Raw genomic sequence first — 19,375 nt, 5'->3', positions numbered from 1 at the left:
AGCCCTCCCTCCCGAGCCTCACGCGATCGGCGCGTCCACCGTGCAGACGACGCCGGTCGGCGCGAAGTTGATCTCGACCGCCCCGTCGAGGTCGCGGGCGAGGTTGCGCTCGATCAGGCGCGAGCCGAAGCCGCGGCGCTTCGGCGGCTTCACGGAGGGGCCGCCCACCTCGGTCCAGCGGAAGGCGAGGCGCGGCGGCTTTGGCCCGTTGCGCACGGCCCAGTCGATCTCGACGGCGCCGCCCTCCTTGGACAACGCCCCGTACTTCACGGCATTCGTCGCCAGTTCCTGGATCGCCATGGCGATGGCGAGGGACATGCGCGGGCACAGCCGCACGCCCGGCCCCGTGATGTGGAAGCGCTCGCCGTTGCGGCCCCGGTAGGGGGCGATCGCCTGCGACACGACCTCGACGAGGTCGGCGCCCTCCCAGTTCTCGCGGGTCAGCACGTCGTGGGCGCGCGACAGGGCGAGCAGCCGGGTCTCCAGCGAGGCGTAGGCCTCGTCGTTGGTGTCGGCGTTGCGCAGCGTCTGCGTCGCGATCGACTGCACGGTGGCCAGCGTGTTCTTCACCCGGTGGTTCAGCTCGTCGATGAGCAGCCGCTGGTGCTGCGCACCGCGCTGCTCGGCCATCAGCGCCGATTTCAGCCGGCTCTCGCCCTCGTGAAGCTCCTCGAGGCGTGAGCGGGCCTCGTACTGGCGCCGGCGCCCGCGGAGCGCGGTGCGGGCGACGCTGACCAGGGTCGTCGGATGGAAGGGCCGCTCGAGGAAGGTGACGTTGCCGAGGATACCGAAGAGGCGGGCGGCGGACGGGTTCTGCTCCGGCCCTCCGCCCCGGCCGGTGAGCAGGACGAACGGCATGTCGGACCAGGGCGGCTGCGCCTCGATCCAGCTGCTGATCGCGCCGAGATCGGCGGTGCGGATCGCCTCCTCCGTGAGGAGGACCATGCCGGCGCCCTCGACGAGCCCGCGGTGAAGATCGTTCAGATCCTGGCAGATCACCGCCGGAATCTTCGCCTCGCCGAGCAGCGAGGCGGCGATCGGCGCGTCGCGGCCGTGCGGGGCGAGGATCAGCACGCGCTCCGAGTGCGGGTTGTTGGGCTGCGTCACGCGTCGCCCTCTTGCCCCGCCTCGTCGACGGGCAGGCGCAACTCGCCCGCCCCGCCGATGAAGGTCGGGATCCCGCGGAGCACCCCCTGGAAGCCGGCGAGCGGAGCGCCGATGGCGAGGCCGTTCCCGCCGATCGTGTATTCGCGGATCGTGTCCTCGTGCGGGCCCGCGCGCTTCTTGACGACGGAGATCGCCCGCCGGACCCGGCCGAACGCCTCGAAGTAGCGCAGCAGGATCACGGTGTCGGCGAGGTAGGTGACGTCCACGGGCGACTTCATGTCCCCGACGAGGCCGTGCTGAGCAACCGTCAGGAAGGTCGTGGCGCCCTGCCGGTTGAGGTATTGCAACAGCTCGTGGACGTGGAGAATGAGGGCGTTCTCGTGCGGCATCGCGGCCTGGTAGCCGTTGAGGCTGTCGACCACCACCGTCTTGACCCCGTGCGCGTCGACCAGCGCGCGCACCCTGTGGGCGAACTCGCCCGGAGAGAGCTCGGCGGCGTCCACCTGCTCGATCAGGAGATGGCCCGCGTCGCGCGCGCCTTCGAGGTCGTAGCCGAGCTGCCGGGTGCGGTCGTACAGGAGGCCGAGTTCCTCGTCGAAGACGAACATCGCCGCCCGCTCCCCGCGAGCGATCGCCGCCAGCACGTACTGCACCGCGAAAAGGGACTTGCCGGTCCCCGCCGGGCCGAGGATGAGGGCGCTCGACCCCTTCTCGACGCCGTTGCCCAGAAGCGCGTCGAGTTCCGGGATGCCGCTGGCGAGGCGATCGCGCGCGAAACCCGTCTTGTGCTCCAGCGAGATGAGGCGGGGAAAGACCTGCACGCCGCCGGTCGTGATGGTGAAGTCGTGGAAGCCGCCGCGGAAGTGCTGGCCGCGGTACTTGATGACCCGCAGGCGACGACGCTCAGCGCCGTAATCAGGCGCCAGCTCCTCCAGGCGGATGACGCCGTGGGCGACACTGTGCACGGTCTTGTCGAGAGCTTCTGCCGTCAGGTCGTCGAGCATCAGGACGGTGATCGCGTGGCGGGCGAAATAGTGCTTCAGCGCCAGGATCTGGCGGCGGTAGCGCAGCGACGAGCCCGCGAGCAGGCGGATCTCCGACAGGCTGTCGAGCACGACCCGGTCCGGCTTCTCCCGGTCGACCGCGTCGAAGATCTGCCGGGTCGTCTCGCCGAGCTCCAGATCCGAGGAGTAGAGCAGGCTCTGCTGCTGGTTGGCGTCGAGGAGACTCTCGGGCGGGATCAGCTCGAAGATCGCGATGCTGGGGTCGATGGTCCAGCCATGCGACGTGGCGGTCTCGCGCAGCTCCTCCTCGGTCTCGGAGAGCGTGATATAGAGGGACTTCTCGCCCTGCGCGGCGCCGTCACGCAGGAATTGCAGCGCCACCGTGGTCTTGCCGGTGCCGGGGCTGCCTTCCAGAAGGTAGAGGCGGTTCCGGACGAGGCCGCCGGAGAGCACGTCGTCGAGGCCGGAGATCCCGATCCTCGCCTTCTTCGACTGTCCGGCCATCGCACTCATGAAGTCCGGTCTCGTCATCTCGGGGAGAGCCCGCTTCGGACGGGCAGCCGAATGCACGCCCACCCTTCTCTAACGGCACCCCCGAAATGTGCCAAGCGAAGCCGTTTCACAACTCTGACGGGACGGCTTGGTTCGACCTCAGAGCCATTTTTTCCACCGAAAGAACACGTAAGGCAGCACGGCGGCCACCACCATCATCAGCACCGCCATCGGGTAGCCGAAGGGCCATTCGAGCTCCGGCATCGCCTTGAAGTTCATGCCGTAGATGGACGCGATCAGGGTCGGCGGCATGAACACCACCGCCATGACCGAGAACAGCTTGATGATGTTGTTCTGCTCCAGGTTCACGAGGCCGAGCGTCGCGTCGAGGAGGAACTGGATCTTGGTCGAGAGAAAGGTCGCGTGCTCCTCCAGCGATTGCAGGTCGCGCAGGGTCGAGCGCACGTCCTCGCGCAATTCGCGCGGCGCCTTGTTGGTGCGGTAGGTCGCCGAGAGCGCGAGCAGGATGCGCTCCATCGAGACGAGGCTCTCGCGCTGCTTGGAGATGAGATCGCCGTGGCGCCCGAGCGCGCGCAGCGTGTCCTGCAGCGCGGTGTTGCGCACGCTCGGGTCGTCCTGCACCTCGAAGATCTTGCCCGAGAGCCGGTCGATCCGCTCGCCCTGGAGCTGGAGCACGTCGGCCGCCCGGTCGATCACGGCCTCGATCAGCCCCGCGAGGATGGTCTCGCCCGAAGTGATGCCGGCCGGGCCGTTGCCCGTCGTGCGCCCGGCGCGCTGCGTGTACATCCGGAACGCCTGCGGCTCCTCGTAGCGCACGGTGACGAGGCGGTTCTCGCGCAGGATGAAGGTGATGCCGGCAAGCCCCGGATCCTCCGAATCGCTGACCTTGCTGAGCACGCGGCCCGTCATGTAGCGGGCGCCCTCCTCCACGTAGAGGAGTTCCGAGGGCTCGATGTCCTTCATCTCCTCGCGGGTCGGCACCTGGATGCCCATGAAGGCCTCGACCTTGAGGTCCTCCTCGCGGGTCGGGCGGATCATGTCGAGCCAGACCGTGTCGTCGGGGATCGGGTCCTGAAGGTCGAGGGCGCGCCGCTCAAGCAGGATCTGGCCGGCGCCGGCCGCCGGCTGGTGGATGAAGATCACGAGGTCTCTCAGGCGAACGCGTTCGGTGGCGGTACGCTCGCATCCGGCACGAAGAAGTCCGGCGCAAGGGGTACGCCGGGTGTGACGCGGTATTTTGAAAAGTCCGTGACGCCGCTCTCGGCCAGGAAGCTGTCGTCGATCAGGAAGCGGCCCGTCACCTCGCGGGACGGCATCAGGAACAGGGTATGGGCCGCATCCGCCATGATCTCGGGTGTCCGGCTCGCCTGCATCAGGGCCTCGCCGCCGAGCAGGTTGTTGACCGCGGCCGTCGCGATCGTGGTGCGGGGCCAGAGCGCGTTGACGGCGATGCCGGCCCGGCGAAGCTCTCCCGAGAGGCCGAGCACGCAGAGCGACATGCCGAACTTCGCCATCGTGTAGGCGAGGTGGGGGGCGAACCATTTCTCCTGCATGTCGAGGGGCGGCGACAGCATCAGGATGTGCGGGTTCTCGGCCTTCTCCAGGTGCGGGATCGCGTATTTCGAGACCATGTAGGTGCCGCGGGTGTTGATCTGATGCATCAGGTCGAAGCGCTTCATCTCGGTCTGCGGCGTGCGCGTCAGCGAGATCGCGCTCGCGTTGTTCACCACGATGTCGATGCCGCCGAAGGTCTCCGCGGTGCGGGTGATCGCCGCCGCCACGCTCTCCTCCTCCCGCACGTCGACGACGAGGGGCAGCGCCCGGCCGCCCGCCGCCTCGATCTCGGCGGCGGCGGTGTGGATCGTGCCCTCAAGCTTCGGGTGCGGCGTGTCGGTCTTGGCCGCGATCGCGACGTTCGCCCCGTCGCGCGCCGCGCGCAGGCCGATCGCGAGGCCGATGCCCCGCGAAGCGCCGGTGATGAACAGGGTCTTGCCCTTCAGTGATGCGACCATCGAACCCTCCCCGGATCTCGCGGCGCTCCCGAGGCTCCCGTCGACCGGGAGCCCCGCGCCGCCCTCAGTCCTGTTGCCCGACTCGGAAGCGCGGCGGCCGGGCGCCGTCCGCGTCGGTGAAGCCGTAAACCTGGGCGAGATCGCCCGCGTGCAGGATCTGCCCGGCCCGCTCCGCGACGCTCGGGTCGGCCGCGAGGGCCGCGAGGGCGCGGCCTGCGTAGAGCGGGCTCTCGGTCGCGCGCTCCTCCTGGCCGAGGTCGCGCACCCGCTCGGTGCGCACGTAGCCGGGCGACAGGCCGAGCGCCGTGACGCCGTGGGGCTGCAATTCCTCCGCGAAGGCGAGCGCCAGCCGGTTGGTGGCCGCCTTGGCGAGGTCGTAGAAGACGTCGCCGAGATAGCCGTCCTGGGTGTCGAAGGAGACGAGCGCGATCAGCCCGCCCTTCGCCGAGACCATGGCGGGCGCGACCGCCCGCGCCAGCAGCAGGGCGGCGTAGGGGCCGCCTTCGAGGAAGCGGCCGAACGGCTCGGCCGAGCGGCGCCAGAACGGCGTGCCCCAGCCCGTCCCGTCCGGGTAGCGGGTTCCGTCGAAGCCCTCGTTGCCGCCCCAGACGCTCGACACCGCGACGTCGATCCGCCCGAAGCGGCGCAGCGTCCAGCGGATCAGCTCGTCGACGGCGCGCTCGCTGGTGTGGTCGCAGAGATAGTGGTGGCCCTGGCCCCCGGCCGCGTCGACCTCGCGCGCCGTGTCCTCCACCGCCTCCGGCCGCATCTCCGTGCGTGCCCCGGTCTCGCTGGAGCGGGCCGTGACGATCACGGTGGCGCCGGCCTCCCCGAGCCCCCGCGCGATGCCGCGCCCGACGCCCCGCGAGGCCCCCGCGACGAGGCAGACCCGGCCGCGGAGGTCGGGCACGCTCACGCGGCGGTGTCCGTCTTCGCCTTCGCGGCGCCGCGCGCGAAAAAGGCGCGCAGCGCGCCCTGCGCCTCCTCGGAGCGGAGCTGCGCGTCGAAGGCCACCGCCTCGGCCTCCAGCGCCGCCTCGACCGCCGCCTGATCGCCGCGGATCAGGCGCCGCGTCGCCGCCACCGCACCGCGCGGCAGGGCGGCGAGGCGCCTTGCCTGCGCCAACGCGTGCTCGGCCAGCATGTCGGCCGGGATCACTGCGTTGGCGAGCCCGAGCCCAACCGCGGTGTCCGCGTCGTAGGCCTCCGACAGGATCAGCATCTCGGTCGCGCGCAAGTGGCCGACCCGGCGCGGCAGCAGGTAGCTCGATGCCGCCTCCGGCACGAGGCCGAGCTCGACGAAGGGCATGCGGAAGCGCGCGGACGGGCTCGCGTAGACGAGGTCGCAATGGAGCGTCAGCGTCGTGCCGATGCCCACCGCAATCCCGTCCACCGCCGCCACCATCGGCGTGCGGGTGCGGGCGAGCTGCCGGATGAAGCGCAGGGGCGGCGATTCGGAGAAGGGGCCGCCGGCCATCGCCAGGAAGTCGGCGAGATCGTTGCCGGCCGTGAACACGCCCGCGCTTCCCGAGAAGAGCACGGCGCCGATTCCCGAGCCCTCAGCATCCGCCGAGACCAGCGCCTCGCGCATGGCGTCGTACATCGGGCCGATGATCGCGTTCTTCTTTTCCAGGCGTCGAATCGTGATCGCTCGGACGGGTCCGTGATCCTCGATTCCGATGAACTCGCTCATCCGGCTCTTCCCGCGTTCGTTGAACTCAGCTCGCCAGCGCAATCCTGGCTTCGTGGACGAAGCCGCCGCCGTCGAGGATCGTCTGCTCCAGCCCGCCCGCCGCCGTCGCGAGGTTCTCGGCGAAGAACCGCGCCAGCGCGATCCGCGCGGCATGCGCCGGGTCGGTCTCGCCGTCCCGGATCGCCGCGCTCGCCGCGAGCGCCGCCTTGGCGAGGCAGGTCCCGCCCTGCGCCAGTCCGAACAGGCGCAGATACGGGGTCGCGCCCGCCAGGGCCTCCTCCGGCCGGTTCGAGGCGAGCGCCCTCAGCGCGAAGCTCGTCGCCCGGTCGAGGCTCTCGATCGCGGCCCGCAGCCGCGCCGCCGTGTGGCCGAAGGCGGGGCTGTTGTCCCGGAGCACCCCCTCGGCGACCTCGCGCATCGACGCGATCTGCGCCCGCACCGTGGCGCCCCCGTTGAGCGGCAGCTTGCGGCCGACGAGGTCGAGCCCCTGGATGCCGTTGGTGCCCTCGTAGATGGCGAGGATGCGGGCGTCGCGCATCAGCTGGGCGGCCCCCGTCTCCTCGACGAAGCCCATGCCGCCATGGACCTGCACGCCGAGCGAGGTCACCTCGTTGGCGATGTCGGTGGAGAAGGCCTTCGCGACCGGCGTCAGCAGCGAGGCGCGGTCGTAGGCGGCCTGCCCCTCCGGCCCGCGCGCGGCGTCGAGCGCCGCCGCGGTCAGGTAGCAGATGCCGCGCGCGGCCGCCGTCCCGGCCTTCATGGTGAGAAGCATGCGCTGCACGTCCGCGTGCTCGATGATGGGGCTCGCGCCGCCCTCGCCCTCGCCCGCGCCCGGCGCCCGGCCCTGCCGCCGCTCCTGCGCGTAGGCGAGTGCCTTCTGGGTCGCGGCCTCGGCCACGGCCACGCCCTGCAGGCCGACGCCGAGGCGGGCGCTGTTCATCATGGTGAACATGCAGGCGAGGCCCCGGTTCTCCTCGCCGATCAGCCAGCCCGTGGCCCCGCCGCCGTCGCCGAAGGCCATGGAGCAGGTCGGCGAGGCGTGGATGCCGAGCTTGTGCTCGATGCCGGAGCAGCGCAGGTCGTTGCGGCTCCCGTCCGGCAGCACCTTCGGCACGAGGAAGAGCGAGATGCCCCGCGTGCCCGCCGGCGCGTCCTTGAGGCGGGCCAGCACGAGGTGGACGATGTTCTCGGTGAGGTCGTGCTCGCCGTAGGTGATGTAGATCTTGGCGCCGGTGATCCGGTAGCTGCCGTCGCCGTTCGGCTCGGCGCGGGTCCGCAGCAGGGCGAGGTCGGAGCCCGCCTGCGGCTCGGTCAGGTTCATGGTCGCGGTCCACTCGCCGGAGACGAGCTTCTCGAGATAGCCGGCCTTCAAGGCATCGGAGCCGTGCTTCTCCACCGCCTCGATGCCGCCCGCGGTCAGCAGCGGGCACAGGCTGAAGGCGAGGTTGGCGCCGTTCCACATCTCGGTGCAGGCCGCGTTCAGGAGGTGCGGAAGACCTTGCCCTCCGTGGCTCTCCGGCGCACTGAGCCCGTTCCAGCCGCCCTCCACGAAGGTGCGGTAGGCTTCCCGCCAGCCCGGCGGCGTGGTCACGACGCCGTCGGCGAGCAGCGTGCCGTGGCGGTCGCCGACGCGGTTCAGGGGAGCCAGGACGGACCCCGCGAGGCGGCCCGCCTCTTCCAGCACGGCCCGCGCATCCTCCAGCGTCAGATCGCCCTGCCCGGAACCGGCCAGCGCCGCCTCGAGACCCGCCACGTGGCGCAGGGTGAAGGCCAGCTCGGCGACGGGTGCGCGGTAGCTCATGGTACTCCCCTCCCGCGCCGTCTTCGGCGGCGCTGTCCCTGACGGTCTCGGCGTTTGACGGCAATGCCCGGCCGGGAATAGGCCCGCACGCGTCGCCCCGCCGACATACGCCCGAACGGCGTCTCCCGTCACGGTCGGAGATAGTTTATATATGAACGATCTCGGGTCAATGCCTGTCGAGGGCCGTATCGCCACGCGCCGCCTGGGTGCCGACGCGTCGGGCCTGGCCGAGGCCGCGCGTCTCCTGGCCGGGGGCGAGCTCGTCGCCTTCCCGACCGAGACGGTCTACGGGCTCGGAGCCGACGCGACCGACCCAAGCGCCGTGGCGCGGATCTTCGCGGCCAAGGAGCGTCCCCGCTTCAACCCGCTCATCGCCCATCTGCCGGACGCGGCGGCGGCCCGCGCAGAGGGGCGCTTCGATGCGGCCGCCTCGCGGCTCGCGGAGGCGTTCTGGCCGGGCCCGCTCACGCTCGTCGTGCCGGCGCACGCGCGCACATCGGTCTGCGATCTCGCCCGGGCCGGCCTGCCGAGCCTCGCGCTCCGGGTTCCGAGAAGCGCGCTGGCGCAGGATCTCCTCGCCCGCGTCGGCCGCCCGGTGGCCGCGCCGTCGGCCAACCGCTCCGGCCGCGTCAGCCCGACGAGCGCCGCGCACGTGCTCGGCGATCTCGACGGCCGCGTGGCCGCCGTGCTCGACGGCGGCGCGACGCCGGTCGGCCTCGAATCGACGGTGATCGCCTGCCTCGGTGGCCCGCCGCGCCTGCTTCGGCCCGGCGGCCTGCCGCGCGAGGCGATCCGGGCGGTGCTCGGCACCGACATCCTCGATGCGGAGGCGGATGCGGCCGAGCGCCCTGTCGGTCCCGGGCTTCTGGCCTCGCACTACGCGCCGCGAGCGCGGGTGCGCCTCGACGCCGAGCGGATCGAGCCCGGCGAGGCGGCGCTGCTGTTCGGACCGGATACGCCGCCGGGATGCGTTGAGGCGCGCGCCACGTTCAACCTCAGCCCGCAGGGCGACCCGGCCGAGGCGGCGGCGCACCTGTTCGCGGCCCTGCGGGATCTCGATGCCTCGGGCGCGTCCGTGATCGCGGTCGCGCCGGTGCCGATGTCGGGCCTCGGCGAGGCCATCAACGACCGGCTCCGGCGTGCCGCAGCCCCTCGTTAGAAATTTTTCTGTGAGACGCGGAACCAACCCGGGGGGCGGCCCGTTGATGGGTCACGAAGGCCAGTTCAGCCCCCAATGGCCTTTTTCCTTTCAAGGCTCGGAGCAATCCGAGCCTTTTTTCTTGCGCGCGATCCTGCGCCCCGCGCTAGGCCGCGAGCTTGGCGGCGATCTGCGCCACGTGCCGACCCTGGAAGCGCGCTCCGTCGAGTTCGACTTGGCTCGGCTGGCGGCTGCCATCGCCGTCCGCGATCGTCGTCGCCCCGTAGGGCGTGCCGCCCTTCACCGTCTCGACGCCGTTGAGCCCCGGGAAGGCATAGGGCAGGCCGACGATCACCATGCCGTGATGCAGGAGCACGGTGTGGAAGCTGGTCAGCGTGGTCTCCTGTCCGCCGTGCTGGGACGCCGTCGACGTGAAGACGGAACCGACCTTGCCGACGAGCTTGCCCGCCGCCCAGAGACCCCCCGTCTGGTCGATGAACTGCTTCATCTGCGCGGCCATGTTGCCGTAGCGGGTGGGCGTGCCGAAGATGATCGCGTCGTACTCGCCGAGCTCGTTCGGGTCCGCGATCGGCGCCGACTGGTCGAGCTTGTAATGGTACTGCTTGGCGACCTCCTCGGGCACCAGCTCGGGCACGCGCTTCACGCTGACCTCGGCACCCGCCTCGCGCGCGCCCTCGGCGGCCGCGAGAGCGAGCTGCTCCACATGGCCCCAGGACGAGTAGTAAAGCACCAGAACCTTCGCCATCGCGGCATCTCCACGTTTCGGGAACGGATCCGTTCGCGCAGCCGGAATGGCCCGCGCCCAGCCTCGGGTGCCACCGATATCGTGCTTTCCGGCCTTGCCGAAATGCCCTGTCCTGCAAGATCATCTTTGCAGGTTTGCAAGATCGTTGGAACCGTCGCTCATGGCCCTGCACTGGGACGATTTTCGCCTCGTCAAGGCGATCGCCGAGCGCGGCGGGCTGACCCTGGCGGCGGAGGCGCTCGCGATCAATCACTCGACGGCCTTCCGCCGCCTCGCCGCGATCGAGGCGAGCCTCGACGCGCGGCTCTTCGAGCGGCATCGCTCCGGCTACGTCCCGACCGCGGCGGGCGAGGCGATGGTCCGCGCCGCCGCGCGGATGGAGACGGACGTCGCCACGTTCTCCCGCGAGATCGCGGGCCGGGCGCAGGCGCCGGCCGGCGAATTGCGCGTCACCGCGGCGGCGAGCTTCCTGTCGAGCGTGATGATGCCGCTGCTCGGCCGCTTCTGCGACCGGTACCCGCAGATCCGGCTGGACGTCGTCGTGTCGGAGGAGGCCCTGAATCTCTCGCGCCGCGACGCGGACGTGGCGCTTCGCGCGACCGACGGGCCGCCGCCGACCCTCGTCGGGCGCCGGCTCGCCGACATCGCCTGGGCGATCTACGGCCGCGCTGATGCGAGCCGCGAGATCGAGGGGCGTGACTGGGTGGCGCCGAGCGAGGGTGTCGGAGGCGGCCGTCATTTTCGGTTCGTGCAGGCGCGCGCCGGGAAGGACCGGGTTCGGCTTCAGCTCAACACGGTCCTCGGGCTCGCGGAGGCGGTCGAATCCGGCATCGGCATCGCGCCGCTGCCCTGCATGCAGGGGGATGCCACCCCGGCCCTGGCCCGCCTCGCTCCACCCGAGCCGGAGCTTGCCAGCACCCTGTGGCTCCTCACGCATCCAGACCTGCGCCACGCGCCGCGGGTGCGGGCCTTCATGAATTTCATGGCCGAGGAGGTCGCGCCGATGCGCCCGCTCTTCGCGGGTGCGCGGCCGATCACCTGATCTCGAGGATCTCCGCCTCGTGGCCGTTCACCTCGACGACGTCGCCGACGCTCTTGCCCGTTAGCGCGCGGGCGAGCGGCGCCACGTAGGAGAGCGAGCCCTTGTTCGGGTCCGCCTCGTCCTCGCCGACGATGTGGAAGGTCTGCTTCGAGCCGTCCTCGCGCTCGATCGAGACCGTCGAGCCGAAATGCACGGTGTCGCCCGCGACCTTCTCGACGAGCTGGGCCGAGTTGAGCCGCGCGGTCCAGTAGCGGAGATCGCGCGAGACGCGGGCGCTGTCCGCCTTGTCCTCGGGGCTGAGCTTTCCGGCCTCGGCCTGCAGGCGCTTCACCTCGGCATCGATCTGCGCGAGGCCCTGAGGGGTCACGAAATTGGGGTGCGGCGAGATCGGCCGGTCCGGCAGATCCTCGAAGGCCTCTCCGCCTTCCCGCTCACGAACGAATGCGATGCTCATGCAAAAAGCAATGCGCCGGCAACGGTACAGGTTCCGCGCGCCGCCGTTCCGTCCGGGGCAGCCGTCAGGAGACCTCGACCACTGTCCGCCCGCGCGTCCGGCCGGCGAGGATCTCGTCGGCGAGCCCGGCGACGTCGCGAAGCCCGACCGTGGTGGTCATCGCGGCCAGCGTGTCGAGGTCGAGTTCCCGGGCAAGACGCTCCCAGGCCTTGCGGCGCTTCGGCTGCGGCGTGGTCACGCTGTTGATGCCCAGAAGCGAGACGCCGCGCAGGATGAAGGGCGCGACCGAAGTCGGCAGGTCCATGCCTTGCGCGAGGCCGCAGGCGGCGACCGCCCCGTCCGCCTTCGTCATCGCGAGGACGTTGGCGAGCGTCGTCGAGCCGACGGCGTCGATTCCCGCGGCCCAGCGCTCCTTGGCGAGCGGCTTCGGCGTGCCGGAAAGCTCCGCCCGGTCGAGGATCTCGGCCGCGCCGAGGCGGCGAAGATACTCGGCCTCGCTGTCGCGACCCGTCGAGGCGATGACATGCCATCCGGCGCGCGCCATCAGCGCCACGGCGACCGAGCCGACGCCGCCCGAGGCGCCGGTGACGATCGCCGGCCCCTGCTCCGGCGTCAGGCCCTGATGATCGAGGGCCATCAGGCAGAGCATGGCGGTGTAGCCCGCGGTGCCGATCGCCATGGCCTGGGCCGGGCTGAGGCCGTCCGGCAGCGGGACCAGCCAATCGCCCTTGACCCGTGCCCGCTCGGCATAGGCGCCGAGATGCGTCTCGCCGACGCCCCAGCCGGTGAGCACCACGGCGTCGCCTGCCTTGTAGTCGGGATGCTCGGAGGTCTCGACGACGCCCGCGAAATCGATGCCGGGGATCATCGGGAAGCGGCGCACGACCGGCGATTTGCCGGTCATGGCGAGCCCGTCCTTGTAGTTCAGGGTCGAGTGCGTCACGCGGACAGTGACGTCGCCCTCCATGAGATCGGCATCGTCGAAATCCTTGAAGGTCAGGCTCTGCCCGCCCTCGCCCTTCTCGACCACCCAAGCCTTGAACGTCGCCATGAGTCCCGCGCCTCCACCCGGTGCCGATGACCTGTGGCGGCGCGGGGACGATTCAAGCCCGGCCTCAATAGCCGTCGTAGATGCTGCCCGAGGAGAAGCCGAGCCCGACGCCGATATCGGCCGAGCTCGCGCCGGTGATGCCGAAGGCGTCCGGGATCGAGCCGACGAGCGGCCCGCCGATGCCGGGCCCGTAGGCCGGGCCGGGCCCGTAGCCGCCGCCGACCGGAACCCAGCCCGCGCGGGCCGGCTGGACGAGGACGCGGCGCGACACGCTGGCGTATTCGGGGGGGATCGTCTCGGGGATCGATTGCGGCGGCTGCACCAGGACCCGGCGCTGGCGGACGGCGTATTGCGGCGGCGTCGTCACCCAGCAGCCGATCAAATCTCCGTAGGGTCCGCGCCGCGTCTGCCAGACACGGCCCCCGGGGGCGACCAGGACGCGCTCGGACACGGTGTCGAAGACGGGCGGCGTCGTCCGGTAGATCGTCCGCGGCGGCCGGACCAGCACCTGCTCCGAGACCGTGTCGTAGACCGCAGGGGTCGTCACGCGTCGGTAGCACTCGCTGCCGTAGCAGCCTCCGGCCTCTGCCGGAGCGGCGAAGAGCGTGCCGGCGAGGGCGACGAGCAGGGACGTGAGACGGGTGACCGGCGCGGTCATGACGGCTTCCTCGGAGATACGCTGTACGGCGGGATGGTACGCTGGCGTGCGCACCTCTCGACGTGCAGGAGGCCGTCAAGTTGCAGGACAAGCAAGTTCTATCGCGTGATAGGGTAAAATTAACCCTCGCTTAGGACTACGCAGGCGTCAATCTACCTAAGTAAATCAGCATCCTCTCTTCGGCACCTGTTATGCTTAACGGTGCCAATTCAGAACAGCGCTCCGCTCAGGTCTGGCCGCGCTTGAGCTGGTAGAAGATGTGCCGCCCGATGACGTCCATCTTCTTGAGGCGGCGCGACCAGCCGGGCTTCACGTAGTCGGCGTGATAGTGCGTCGCGTTGCCGACCTCGCTGAGATAGGTCCGGCCGTCGATCACGGAGCGGGCGATGCGGGTGGCGTTCTGCCAGGCGCCGGCATCGGTGATGCGCAGCGACTTGCCCTCGCAGGCGAAGGAGAACTGGCAGCCCATGTAGCGGTGCCGGTTCTGGTAGACGACGCCGCAGACGTTGCCGGGATAGAGCCCGCTCTTGACGCGGTTGAGCACCACCTGGGCCACCGCGGCCTGGCCCTCCTCGGGCTCGCTGCGGGCCTCGAAATAGACGGCCTCGGCGAGGCAGCGCTGCTCCTTGTCCATCGCCTCGGGCACGATCAGGTCGGCGTAGCGGTGCCGCGCGGAATCGGGGGCCGCCTCGCTCCTGCCGGGCTCCGGCCGGTCCGCCCGGAAGCTGAAGCCGGGCAGCGCGAGACTCGCGGCCGCAACCTCGATCGGGGTCGCGTCGGCGGGCGCCGGGGTCGTCGAGGAGAGTGCGACCGCGCGCGGGATCGCCGGGGTCGAGCCGTCGTGCCGCTCGGGGGGCGTCGCGTCGGCCACCGCCTCGCCCGTCGAGGCGGCGCTGCCCGCACCCGTCGTCAGGCCGAGGTCGGGGACGGGCACGAAACCGGGATCCGGTTCGAGTTCGGGATTCCAGGTAGCAGAGCCGGGGCTCAGCACCCCGGCCACGGAACTCGTGAGGTTCGCGAAGACGAGCGAGGTTCCGGTGTCGCGCAAGGCGGCGGCGCTGCGCTCGAAGCTCGCGCCCGGCGCCAGGGCGGCGGGTCCCTTGCCCCCCCGCTGCACCACCGGGAACACTCGGGCCTGCGCCTTCATGTCCGCCCGGAGCGGGTCGTCGCCGATCCGCATCGGCGCGAGCGACGCGTCCGCGCGGGCGATCGAGAGGAGATGGCCGGTGCCGTCGTGCAGGCCCGACCCGCCGATGAGGAGCGTGCCGCCGGGCAGAGCCGGCGCGAAGCGGGCGTCGCGCTCGGGCAGGAGGCTCGAACCGATCGTGCTCTGGGTGCCCGCCGTCGCCGTGAAGGACACGAGCAGGCCGAGACCGGCCAGCCAGGGCGTGACCGCCGTCCCGAGCCAGTGCAGGCTCGATCTGCGTCGAACTCGTCTTGTCGCCACGCCGAACCGACCCGTACCGGAAAGCCACGCCCGGCAATCGTCGCGACCCATTTCGGGCGCAGGATGGCCGGACCTCCTGTATCGCGCGGTATGGTTGCTCGAGGGTTAAGCGGTGCGATTCGGCACGACTTCAGCGTGCGGTCGACCTTTGCTGCAACCTTCGGTCAGGCGGCGCGGACCTTCTCGACCTCGAAGGCGGGACCGCCCGGGCCCGGTCGCTCGCGGATCACGAGCCTGTCCTGCGGACCGAACTCGCCGAGGGGCACGTCGCGGTCGGGCAGCACCACGGTCGTGACCTTGTTCAGATGGACGAGGACGTGCCGCTTGCGGGGCAGAGAGGCGACCGCCCATCGCTTCAGCTGCCCGTAATAGGGCTCGCGCCGCCACGCGTTCGGCTGGCCGGGATCGACCTGCACGTTCATGTGGCGCGACACCGGGTCGAGGCTGAGGACCATCTTGGCCCGCTCGGGCTTCCACTCGGGTCCGAGCCACGCTTCCGTCATCCAGAGGCAGTGGAAGGCGCGGCAATGATCCGGCCGGGTCTCGTGGATGGCGCAGCCCCGCCCCTGCCGCGTGTGCCGGCACCATTGCCCGGCAACGCTCTCGACGGCCGGCACATCGTAGACCTTGCAGCACAGGGTGCAGGTCCCGCAGGCGCGGCCGGCGGCCGGCGCGGCAACGATGGTGGCGGGATCGAGCATCTCTCGGAATCCGTGGGGCGTCGGGGCGTCGCGCCGGTCTCGGGTTTATGATGGGCCAACGGGCCGGTAGTGTGGCAGAAACGCCCGCCCGCTTCCGGATCCCCCCATGCGCTCGAACCTCGCGGCCCGCGACGTCGAAACTCTCGTGCACCCCTACACGAATCTCGCGACCTTCCGCGAGACCGGTCCGCTCGTCCTAGAGCGGGGCCACGGGGTCTACGTCTACGACACGGACGGGCGCCCCTACATCGAGGGCATGGCGGGCCTGTGGTGCACGGCCCTCGGCTACTCGAACGAGGAACTCGTCGAGGCGGCGACCGAGCAGCTCTCGCGCCTGCCCTTCTCGCATCTCTTCTCCGGGCGCAGCCACGATCCGGCGATCGAACTCGCCGAGACGCTGAAGGAGCTGATGCCGGTGCCGACCTCGAAGGTGTTCTTCACCTCGTCGGGCTCGGAGGCCAACGACACCCAGGTCAAGCTGCTCTGGTACATGAACAACGCCCTCGGGCGGCCCGCCAAGAAGAAGATCATCTCGCATGTCCGGGGCTATCACGGCGTCACCGTCGCCACCGCCTCGATGACCGGCCTGCCCGCCAATCACGCCGATTGGGATCTGCCTCTGCCGGGCTTCATCCACGCCCGCTGCCCGCACCATTACCGGGGCGCGGAGCCCGGCGAGAGCGAGACGGATTTCTCCGCCCGCCTCGCGGCCGAGCTGGACGCGCTGATCGAGCGGGAGGGCCCCGAGACGGTCGCCGCCTTCGTCGCCGAGCCGGTGATGGGCGCGGGCGGCGCCATCGTTCCGCCCGAGGGCTATTTCCAGGCGATCCAGCCGGTGCTGGAGCGGCACGACGTCCGCCTCGTCGCCGACGAGGTGATCTGCGGGTTCGGGCGCCTGGGCACGTGGTTCGGCTCTGAGGCCCTGGGCCTGCGCCCGAACACCCTCTCCTTCGCCAAGGCCGTGACCTCCGGCTATCTGCCCCTCGGCGGCGTCTCGATCGACGAGCCCCTCTATCGGGCGATGCTCGCCGAGAGCAGCAAGATCGGCACCTTCGGCCACGGCACCACCTATTCGGGCCACCCCGTCGCCTGCGCGGTCGCGCTCAAGACGATCGAGATCTACCGGCGCGACCGCATCATCGAGGGCGTCCAGGAGAAGGCGCCGCATTTCCAGGCCCGGCTCTCGGGCCTCGCCGAGCATCCGCTCGTCGGCGAGGCGCGGGGCATGGGCCTGATCGGCGGGCTCGAGATCGTCGCGGACAAGGTCTCGAAACGGCAATACGACATGAAGGCCGGGGTCGCGGCGCGCTGCGTCGCCTTCGCGCAGGGCGAGGGGCTGATCGTGCGTTTCCTCGCGGGCGACCGCATCGCCGTCTGCCCGCCACTCGTGATCACCGCCGAGGAGGTCGACGCCCTGTTCGACCGCCTCACCCGGGCGCTCGACCGGACCGCGGCCTGGATCGCCGCCGAGGGGCTCGAAGCCGCGCCGCTGGAGCGGGTCTGAACCGGGCCGCCGCTCCACCCGGCCTCCCAGCAATGTGTGTTTTGTATTCAGAAGAAGCTGAAAGCTTCTCTTTGGGAGTGATGCCAAAGATCGGCTTTTCCTTAAGGTGTCATTCAGTTTGACTGCTCCTCTATGGCGCTGTGGCCGCCCGCGGATCGTCCCGCGGCCGCCGCAAAGGTGCCCAGGCGCGGTCGCGATCACCTCCCAGAACGGTGACGCAACCGCCTTCACGAGTGCTCAGACAGGACGCCAACCATGTTCCCCTCCAGCGAGACCCCGATCGCGGCAGCCGAGACCGGACGCCGCCAGACGGACAAGGGTCAGGACGCAGAGAGCTTCCGTCCCCTCGCTCTTCCCGCCCTCGCCGCCGCCGTACGCATGAAGGGACCCGCCGCGCAGAAGGCCTCGCAGCGCACCGAGCGCCGCGGCATTCTGGAACTGCTGCACGAGGACGCGCCGCTCGCCTGATCGCGTGACCGGCGCGCGGCTCGCGCGCCGTCAAACGGTCTGAATCGGCTGGCACAGGCTCGGCCCTCGTCCCGGGCGCCCATGGCCCGGGCCTCGCGCGAGGGACGTCGCATGCTGATCCTGCCGAGCCGCCGGCAGTTCCTGGCCGGTCTCGGGGGCGCGACCGCGCTCGTCGGGTCGACCGGCGTCTACGCCTTCGGGATCGAGCCGCTCTATCGCCTCGTCGTCACCCGCTACGCGCCCGCTTTGCCCCGCTGGACGCCGGGTCTCTCCCTGCGCGTCGCGGTGCTCGCCGATTTCCATGTCTGCGAGCCCTACATGCCGCTCGACCGCGTCGCGGAGATCGTCGACACGACGAACGCGCTCGCCCCCGACCTCATCCTGATGCTCGGGGACTACCCGGCCGGCCGCGTCGCGCGCCGCAAGGTGCCGCTCGCGGACTTCGCGCGCGTCGTCGCGGGCCTGAAGGCGCCCCTCGGGGTGCACGCCATCCTCGGCAACCACGATTGGTGGGACGACCACGAGGCGCAGATGCGGCGCAGCCCGACCTGCGAGGCGTGGCGCGCACTCGAGGCCGTCGGCATCCCGGTGATGGAGAACGAGGTCCTTCGCCTGACGAAGGACGGGCACCCGTTCTGGATCGCGGGGATCGGCGACCAGGAGCCCTACGTGCTCTGGGGCGATTCGCGGGGGCGCGACGACCTGCCCGGCACCTTGGCCAAGGTCACCGACGACGCGCCCGTGCTCCTGATGGTGCACGAGCCCGACATCTTCCTCGACGTGCCGGAGCGCGTCTCCCTCACCCTCGCCGGCCACACGCATGGAGGCCAGATCCGCCTGTTCGGCTACTCGCCGGTGCTCCCCTCCGTGCACGGCAACGACTTCGCCTACGGCCATGTCCAGCACGGCGGCCGCCACATGATCGTGTCGGGGGGATTCGGGGTGAGCCGCGTGCCCGTGCGGCTCGGCGTCCCGCCCGAGATCGTGCTCCTCGAACTCGGCGCGGCGCCCGCCTTGGCAGCAGGCTCGCGCGGCGCGGCCTGAGGCGGCGACACGCCTCATCCGCCCTCTGCCTGTCGGGCCGCGAAATGCGCTAGCATGAGGGCATGCGCGCGCTCCTCACGATCCTCTTCCTCGCCGTGTCCGGCCCCGCCCTCGCCGATTCGTGCGGCGACCTGATCGGCCGCGTGACCGCGGAGACGCGGGCCGAGGTCGGCCTTCGCAGCCTCGACTACGCCACCTTCACGGTGGCCCCCGACACGACGCTGACGCTTGCCTGCGGCGGCTCCTATCCCTCCTCCGTCGGCGCGCAGTTCCGGGGCGAGACGCCGCCCGATGCCTACTACGCCCTGTTCGGGCGCGCGGGTCATGCGGTGACGGGGATCGAGGCCGGCGTGATCGAGGCGGCGGCCCACCGGGCCCGCGACGCCGCGAGCCGCCTGCGGCACAGCAACGTCGATGCGGGCGGCGTGCGCGTGACCTGTTCCGTCAGCACCGGGGAGAAGGGCCCGCTCACCCTATGCGCCGTGATCGAATCGACCGATCGCAGCTGATCGCTGCCGCAGCCCTCGCCCTTCTCGCCGCCGCGCCCGGCGCACGGGCGCAGTCGCCCGAGGGCGCCGAGAAGCCCCGGGAGGAGCGCGAGACGCGCGATCCCGTCAACAACTGGTCGATGCTGCGCGCTGCGCTCGCGCAGTGCTGGCAGGTGCCGGACGCGACCGAGGGCTCGACCATCGCCTTCCGCTTCGGCCTCGACAAGACCGGCGCGATCCGCGGGACGCCGCTCGTGACCGCGCGGCGCCTCGTCGGCGACCAGGACGCGAAGGACGCGTACGAGAAGGCCGCCTTCGCGGCCCTCGACCGCTGTTTCCCGATCCCCGTCACGCCGAGCTTCGGCGCGGCGCTCGGCGAGAGCCCGATCCGGCTGCGCTTCGTCAACACGGAGCCGACGGCCGCCTACCAGATCAACTCCAACATCACGATCTTCGCGCCGCGCTGAGCGGGCTATCGGCCCGCT

Annotated in this window: 20 protein-coding genes; 7 read left to right on the top strand and 13 right to left on the bottom strand. The window is 71.0% G+C overall.

Features of this window, described 5'->3' with window-relative positions:
- Nucleotides 1-18: 18 nt before the first annotated feature.
- From J2X36_RS04905 to J2X36_RS04875, 7 genes are all read right to left on the bottom strand, one after another.
- The gene (locus J2X36_RS04905; protein ID WP_310346893.1) at nt 19-1,107 is read right to left on the bottom strand and encodes an HWE histidine kinase domain-containing protein; all 1,089 of its coding nucleotides are present in this window, start codon (nt 1,105-1,107) and stop codon (nt 19-21) included.
- Nucleotides 1,104-2,624, bottom strand: a complete 1,521-nt coding sequence (locus J2X36_RS04900; RefSeq protein WP_310346890.1) for an ATPase domain-containing protein — start codon at nt 2,622-2,624, stop codon at nt 1,104-1,106. The genes J2X36_RS04905 and J2X36_RS04900 overlap by 4 nt, the downstream gene beginning before the upstream one ends.
- Nucleotides 2,625-2,762: 138 nt before the next feature.
- Nucleotides 2,763-3,767, bottom strand: a complete 1,005-nt coding sequence (locus tag J2X36_RS04895) for a magnesium transporter CorA family protein (protein ID WP_132255113.1) — start codon at nt 3,765-3,767, stop codon at nt 2,763-2,765.
- 8 nt (nt 3,768-3,775) lie between these two features.
- Nucleotides 3,776-4,636, bottom strand: a complete 861-nt coding sequence (locus J2X36_RS04890) for an NAD(P)-dependent oxidoreductase (protein ID WP_132255112.1) — start codon at nt 4,634-4,636, stop codon at nt 3,776-3,778.
- Nucleotides 4,637-4,700: 64 nt separating this feature from the next.
- The gene (locus tag J2X36_RS04885) at nt 4,701-5,552 is read right to left on the bottom strand and encodes an SDR family NAD(P)-dependent oxidoreductase (RefSeq protein ID WP_310346885.1); all 852 of its coding nucleotides are present in this window, start codon (nt 5,550-5,552) and stop codon (nt 4,701-4,703) included.
- Nucleotides 5,549-6,328 (bottom strand): enoyl-CoA hydratase-related protein, encoded by a 780-nt coding sequence (locus tag J2X36_RS04880; protein WP_310346882.1) that lies wholly within the window; start codon nt 6,326-6,328, stop codon nt 5,549-5,551. Before J2X36_RS04880 ends, J2X36_RS04885 begins: the two co-directional genes overlap by 4 nt.
- A gap of 25 nt (nt 6,329-6,353) precedes the next feature.
- Nucleotides 6,354-8,129, bottom strand: coding sequence for an acyl-CoA dehydrogenase (locus J2X36_RS04875; protein ID WP_310346878.1), 1,776 nt, complete (start codon nt 8,127-8,129; stop codon nt 6,354-6,356).
- 151 nt (nt 8,130-8,280) lie between these two features.
- Between J2X36_RS04875 and J2X36_RS04870 the strand changes: the two genes are divergently transcribed.
- Nucleotides 8,281-9,288: an L-threonylcarbamoyladenylate synthase gene (locus tag J2X36_RS04870; protein ID WP_310346875.1), complete on the top strand. Its 1,008-nt coding sequence runs from the start codon at nt 8,281-8,283 to the stop codon at nt 9,286-9,288.
- A gap of 145 nt (nt 9,289-9,433) precedes the next feature.
- Here the strand turns inward: J2X36_RS04870 and wrbA are convergent, their stop codons facing one another.
- Complete coding sequence (gene wrbA, locus J2X36_RS04865) at nt 9,434-10,033, bottom strand: NAD(P)H:quinone oxidoreductase (protein WP_132255108.1); 600 nt, start codon at nt 10,031-10,033, stop codon at nt 9,434-9,436.
- A gap of 160 nt (nt 10,034-10,193) precedes the next feature.
- Between wrbA and J2X36_RS04860 the strand changes: the two genes are divergently transcribed.
- A complete protein-coding gene (locus J2X36_RS04860; protein WP_310346870.1) occupies nt 10,194-11,075 on the top strand; it encodes a LysR family transcriptional regulator in 882 nt (293 codons plus the stop codon).
- On the opposite strand, the gene greA is transcribed toward J2X36_RS04860, so the two are convergent.
- The 5 genes from greA to J2X36_RS04835 form a co-directional block, all read right to left on the bottom strand.
- Nucleotides 11,068-11,529 carry a transcription elongation factor GreA gene (gene greA, locus J2X36_RS04855; RefSeq protein WP_132255107.1) on the bottom strand — a complete coding sequence of 154 codons (462 nt, stop codon included), beginning with the start codon at nt 11,527-11,529 and terminating at the stop codon, nt 11,068-11,070. The genes J2X36_RS04860 and greA overlap by 8 nt on opposite strands.
- Nucleotides 11,530-11,593: 64 nt before the next feature.
- The gene (locus J2X36_RS04850; protein ID WP_310346864.1) at nt 11,594-12,580 is read right to left on the bottom strand and encodes an MDR family oxidoreductase; all 987 of its coding nucleotides are present in this window, start codon (nt 12,578-12,580) and stop codon (nt 11,594-11,596) included.
- Nucleotides 12,581-12,644: 64 nt separating this feature from the next.
- Nucleotides 12,645-13,238 carry a hypothetical protein gene (locus J2X36_RS04845; RefSeq protein ID WP_310346862.1) on the bottom strand — a complete coding sequence of 198 codons (594 nt, stop codon included), beginning with the start codon at nt 13,236-13,238 and terminating at the stop codon, nt 12,645-12,647.
- Nucleotides 13,239-13,464: 226 nt separating this feature from the next.
- The gene (locus J2X36_RS04840; protein WP_245516618.1) at nt 13,465-14,619 is read right to left on the bottom strand and encodes a cell wall hydrolase; all 1,155 of its coding nucleotides are present in this window, start codon (nt 14,617-14,619) and stop codon (nt 13,465-13,467) included.
- A gap of 230 nt (nt 14,620-14,849) precedes the next feature.
- The gene (locus tag J2X36_RS04835; RefSeq protein WP_132255104.1) at nt 14,850-15,386 is read right to left on the bottom strand and encodes a hypothetical protein; all 537 of its coding nucleotides are present in this window, start codon (nt 15,384-15,386) and stop codon (nt 14,850-14,852) included.
- Nucleotides 15,387-15,492: 106 nt separating this feature from the next.
- Here J2X36_RS04835 and J2X36_RS04830 point away from each other — a divergent pair, with 106 nt between their 5' ends.
- From J2X36_RS04830 to J2X36_RS04810, 5 genes are all read left to right on the top strand, one after another.
- Nucleotides 15,493-16,890 (top strand): aminotransferase, encoded by a 1,398-nt coding sequence (locus J2X36_RS04830; RefSeq protein WP_310346859.1) that lies wholly within the window; start codon nt 15,493-15,495, stop codon nt 16,888-16,890.
- A 255-nt stretch (nt 16,891-17,145) separates the two neighbouring features.
- Nucleotides 17,146-17,358, top strand: a complete 213-nt coding sequence (locus J2X36_RS04825) for a hypothetical protein (RefSeq protein WP_132255102.1) — start codon at nt 17,146-17,148, stop codon at nt 17,356-17,358.
- A gap of 111 nt (nt 17,359-17,469) precedes the next feature.
- Nucleotides 17,470-18,402 (top strand): metallophosphoesterase, encoded by a 933-nt coding sequence (locus tag J2X36_RS04820; RefSeq protein ID WP_310346852.1) that lies wholly within the window; start codon nt 17,470-17,472, stop codon nt 18,400-18,402.
- Nucleotides 18,403-18,464: 62 nt separating this feature from the next.
- Nucleotides 18,465-18,911 (top strand): ABC transporter ATPase, encoded by a 447-nt coding sequence (locus tag J2X36_RS04815; RefSeq protein ID WP_310346849.1) that lies wholly within the window; start codon nt 18,465-18,467, stop codon nt 18,909-18,911.
- Nucleotides 18,878-19,357 carry a hypothetical protein gene (locus J2X36_RS04810; protein ID WP_310346846.1) on the top strand — a complete coding sequence of 160 codons (480 nt, stop codon included), beginning with the start codon at nt 18,878-18,880 and terminating at the stop codon, nt 19,355-19,357. The genes J2X36_RS04815 and J2X36_RS04810 overlap by 34 nt, the downstream gene beginning before the upstream one ends.
- Nucleotides 19,358-19,375: the final 18 nt, after the last annotated feature.

This window comes from Methylobacterium sp. BE186, assembly GCF_031457035.1.
Taxonomy (GTDB): Bacteria; Pseudomonadota; Alphaproteobacteria; order Rhizobiales; family Beijerinckiaceae; genus Methylobacterium; species Methylobacterium segetis.
Note: the sequence above shows the minus strand (reverse complement) of the source record. Positions and strands in the feature narration are given on the sequence as shown.

Excerpts from the sequence above, each read along its gene's own strand:
- J2X36_RS04815 (WP_310346849.1), top strand. The coding sequence starts at position 18,465 with ATGCGCGCGCTCCTCACGATCCTCTTCCTCGCCGTGTCCGGCCCCGCC.
- J2X36_RS04875 (WP_310346878.1), bottom strand. The coding sequence starts at position 8,129 with ATGAGCTACCGCGCACCCGTCGCCGAGCTGGCCTTCACCCTGCGCCAC.
- J2X36_RS04890 (WP_132255112.1), bottom strand. The coding sequence starts at position 4,636 with ATGGTCGCATCACTGAAGGGCAAGACCCTGTTCATCACCGGCGCTTCG.
- wrbA (WP_132255108.1), bottom strand. The coding sequence starts at position 10,033 with ATGGCGAAGGTTCTGGTGCTTTACTACTCGTCCTGGGGCCATGTGGAG.
- J2X36_RS04850 (WP_310346864.1), bottom strand. The coding sequence starts at position 12,580 with ATGGCGACGTTCAAGGCTTGGGTGGTCGAGAAGGGCGAGGGCGGGCAG.
- J2X36_RS04835 (WP_132255104.1), bottom strand. The coding sequence starts at position 15,386 with ATGCTCGATCCCGCCACCATCGTTGCCGCGCCGGCCGCCGGCCGCGCC.
- greA (WP_132255107.1), bottom strand. The coding sequence starts at position 11,529 with ATGAGCATCGCATTCGTTCGTGAGCGGGAAGGCGGAGAGGCCTTCGAG.
- J2X36_RS04880 (WP_310346882.1), bottom strand. The coding sequence starts at position 6,328 with ATGAGCGAGTTCATCGGAATCGAGGATCACGGACCCGTCCGAGCGATC.
- J2X36_RS04810 (WP_310346846.1), top strand. The coding sequence starts at position 18,878 with ATGCGCCGTGATCGAATCGACCGATCGCAGCTGATCGCTGCCGCAGCC.
- J2X36_RS04825 (WP_132255102.1), top strand. The coding sequence starts at position 17,146 with ATGTTCCCCTCCAGCGAGACCCCGATCGCGGCAGCCGAGACCGGACGC.
- J2X36_RS04820 (WP_310346852.1), top strand. The coding sequence starts at position 17,470 with ATGCTGATCCTGCCGAGCCGCCGGCAGTTCCTGGCCGGTCTCGGGGGC.
- J2X36_RS04860 (WP_310346870.1), top strand. The coding sequence starts at position 10,194 with ATGGCCCTGCACTGGGACGATTTTCGCCTCGTCAAGGCGATCGCCGAG.
- J2X36_RS04870 (WP_310346875.1), top strand. The coding sequence starts at position 8,281 with ATGAACGATCTCGGGTCAATGCCTGTCGAGGGCCGTATCGCCACGCGC.
- J2X36_RS04900 (WP_310346890.1), bottom strand. The coding sequence starts at position 2,624 with ATGAGTGCGATGGCCGGACAGTCGAAGAAGGCGAGGATCGGGATCTCC.
- J2X36_RS04845 (WP_310346862.1), bottom strand. The coding sequence starts at position 13,238 with ATGACCGCGCCGGTCACCCGTCTCACGTCCCTGCTCGTCGCCCTCGCC.
- J2X36_RS04830 (WP_310346859.1), top strand. The coding sequence starts at position 15,493 with ATGCGCTCGAACCTCGCGGCCCGCGACGTCGAAACTCTCGTGCACCCC.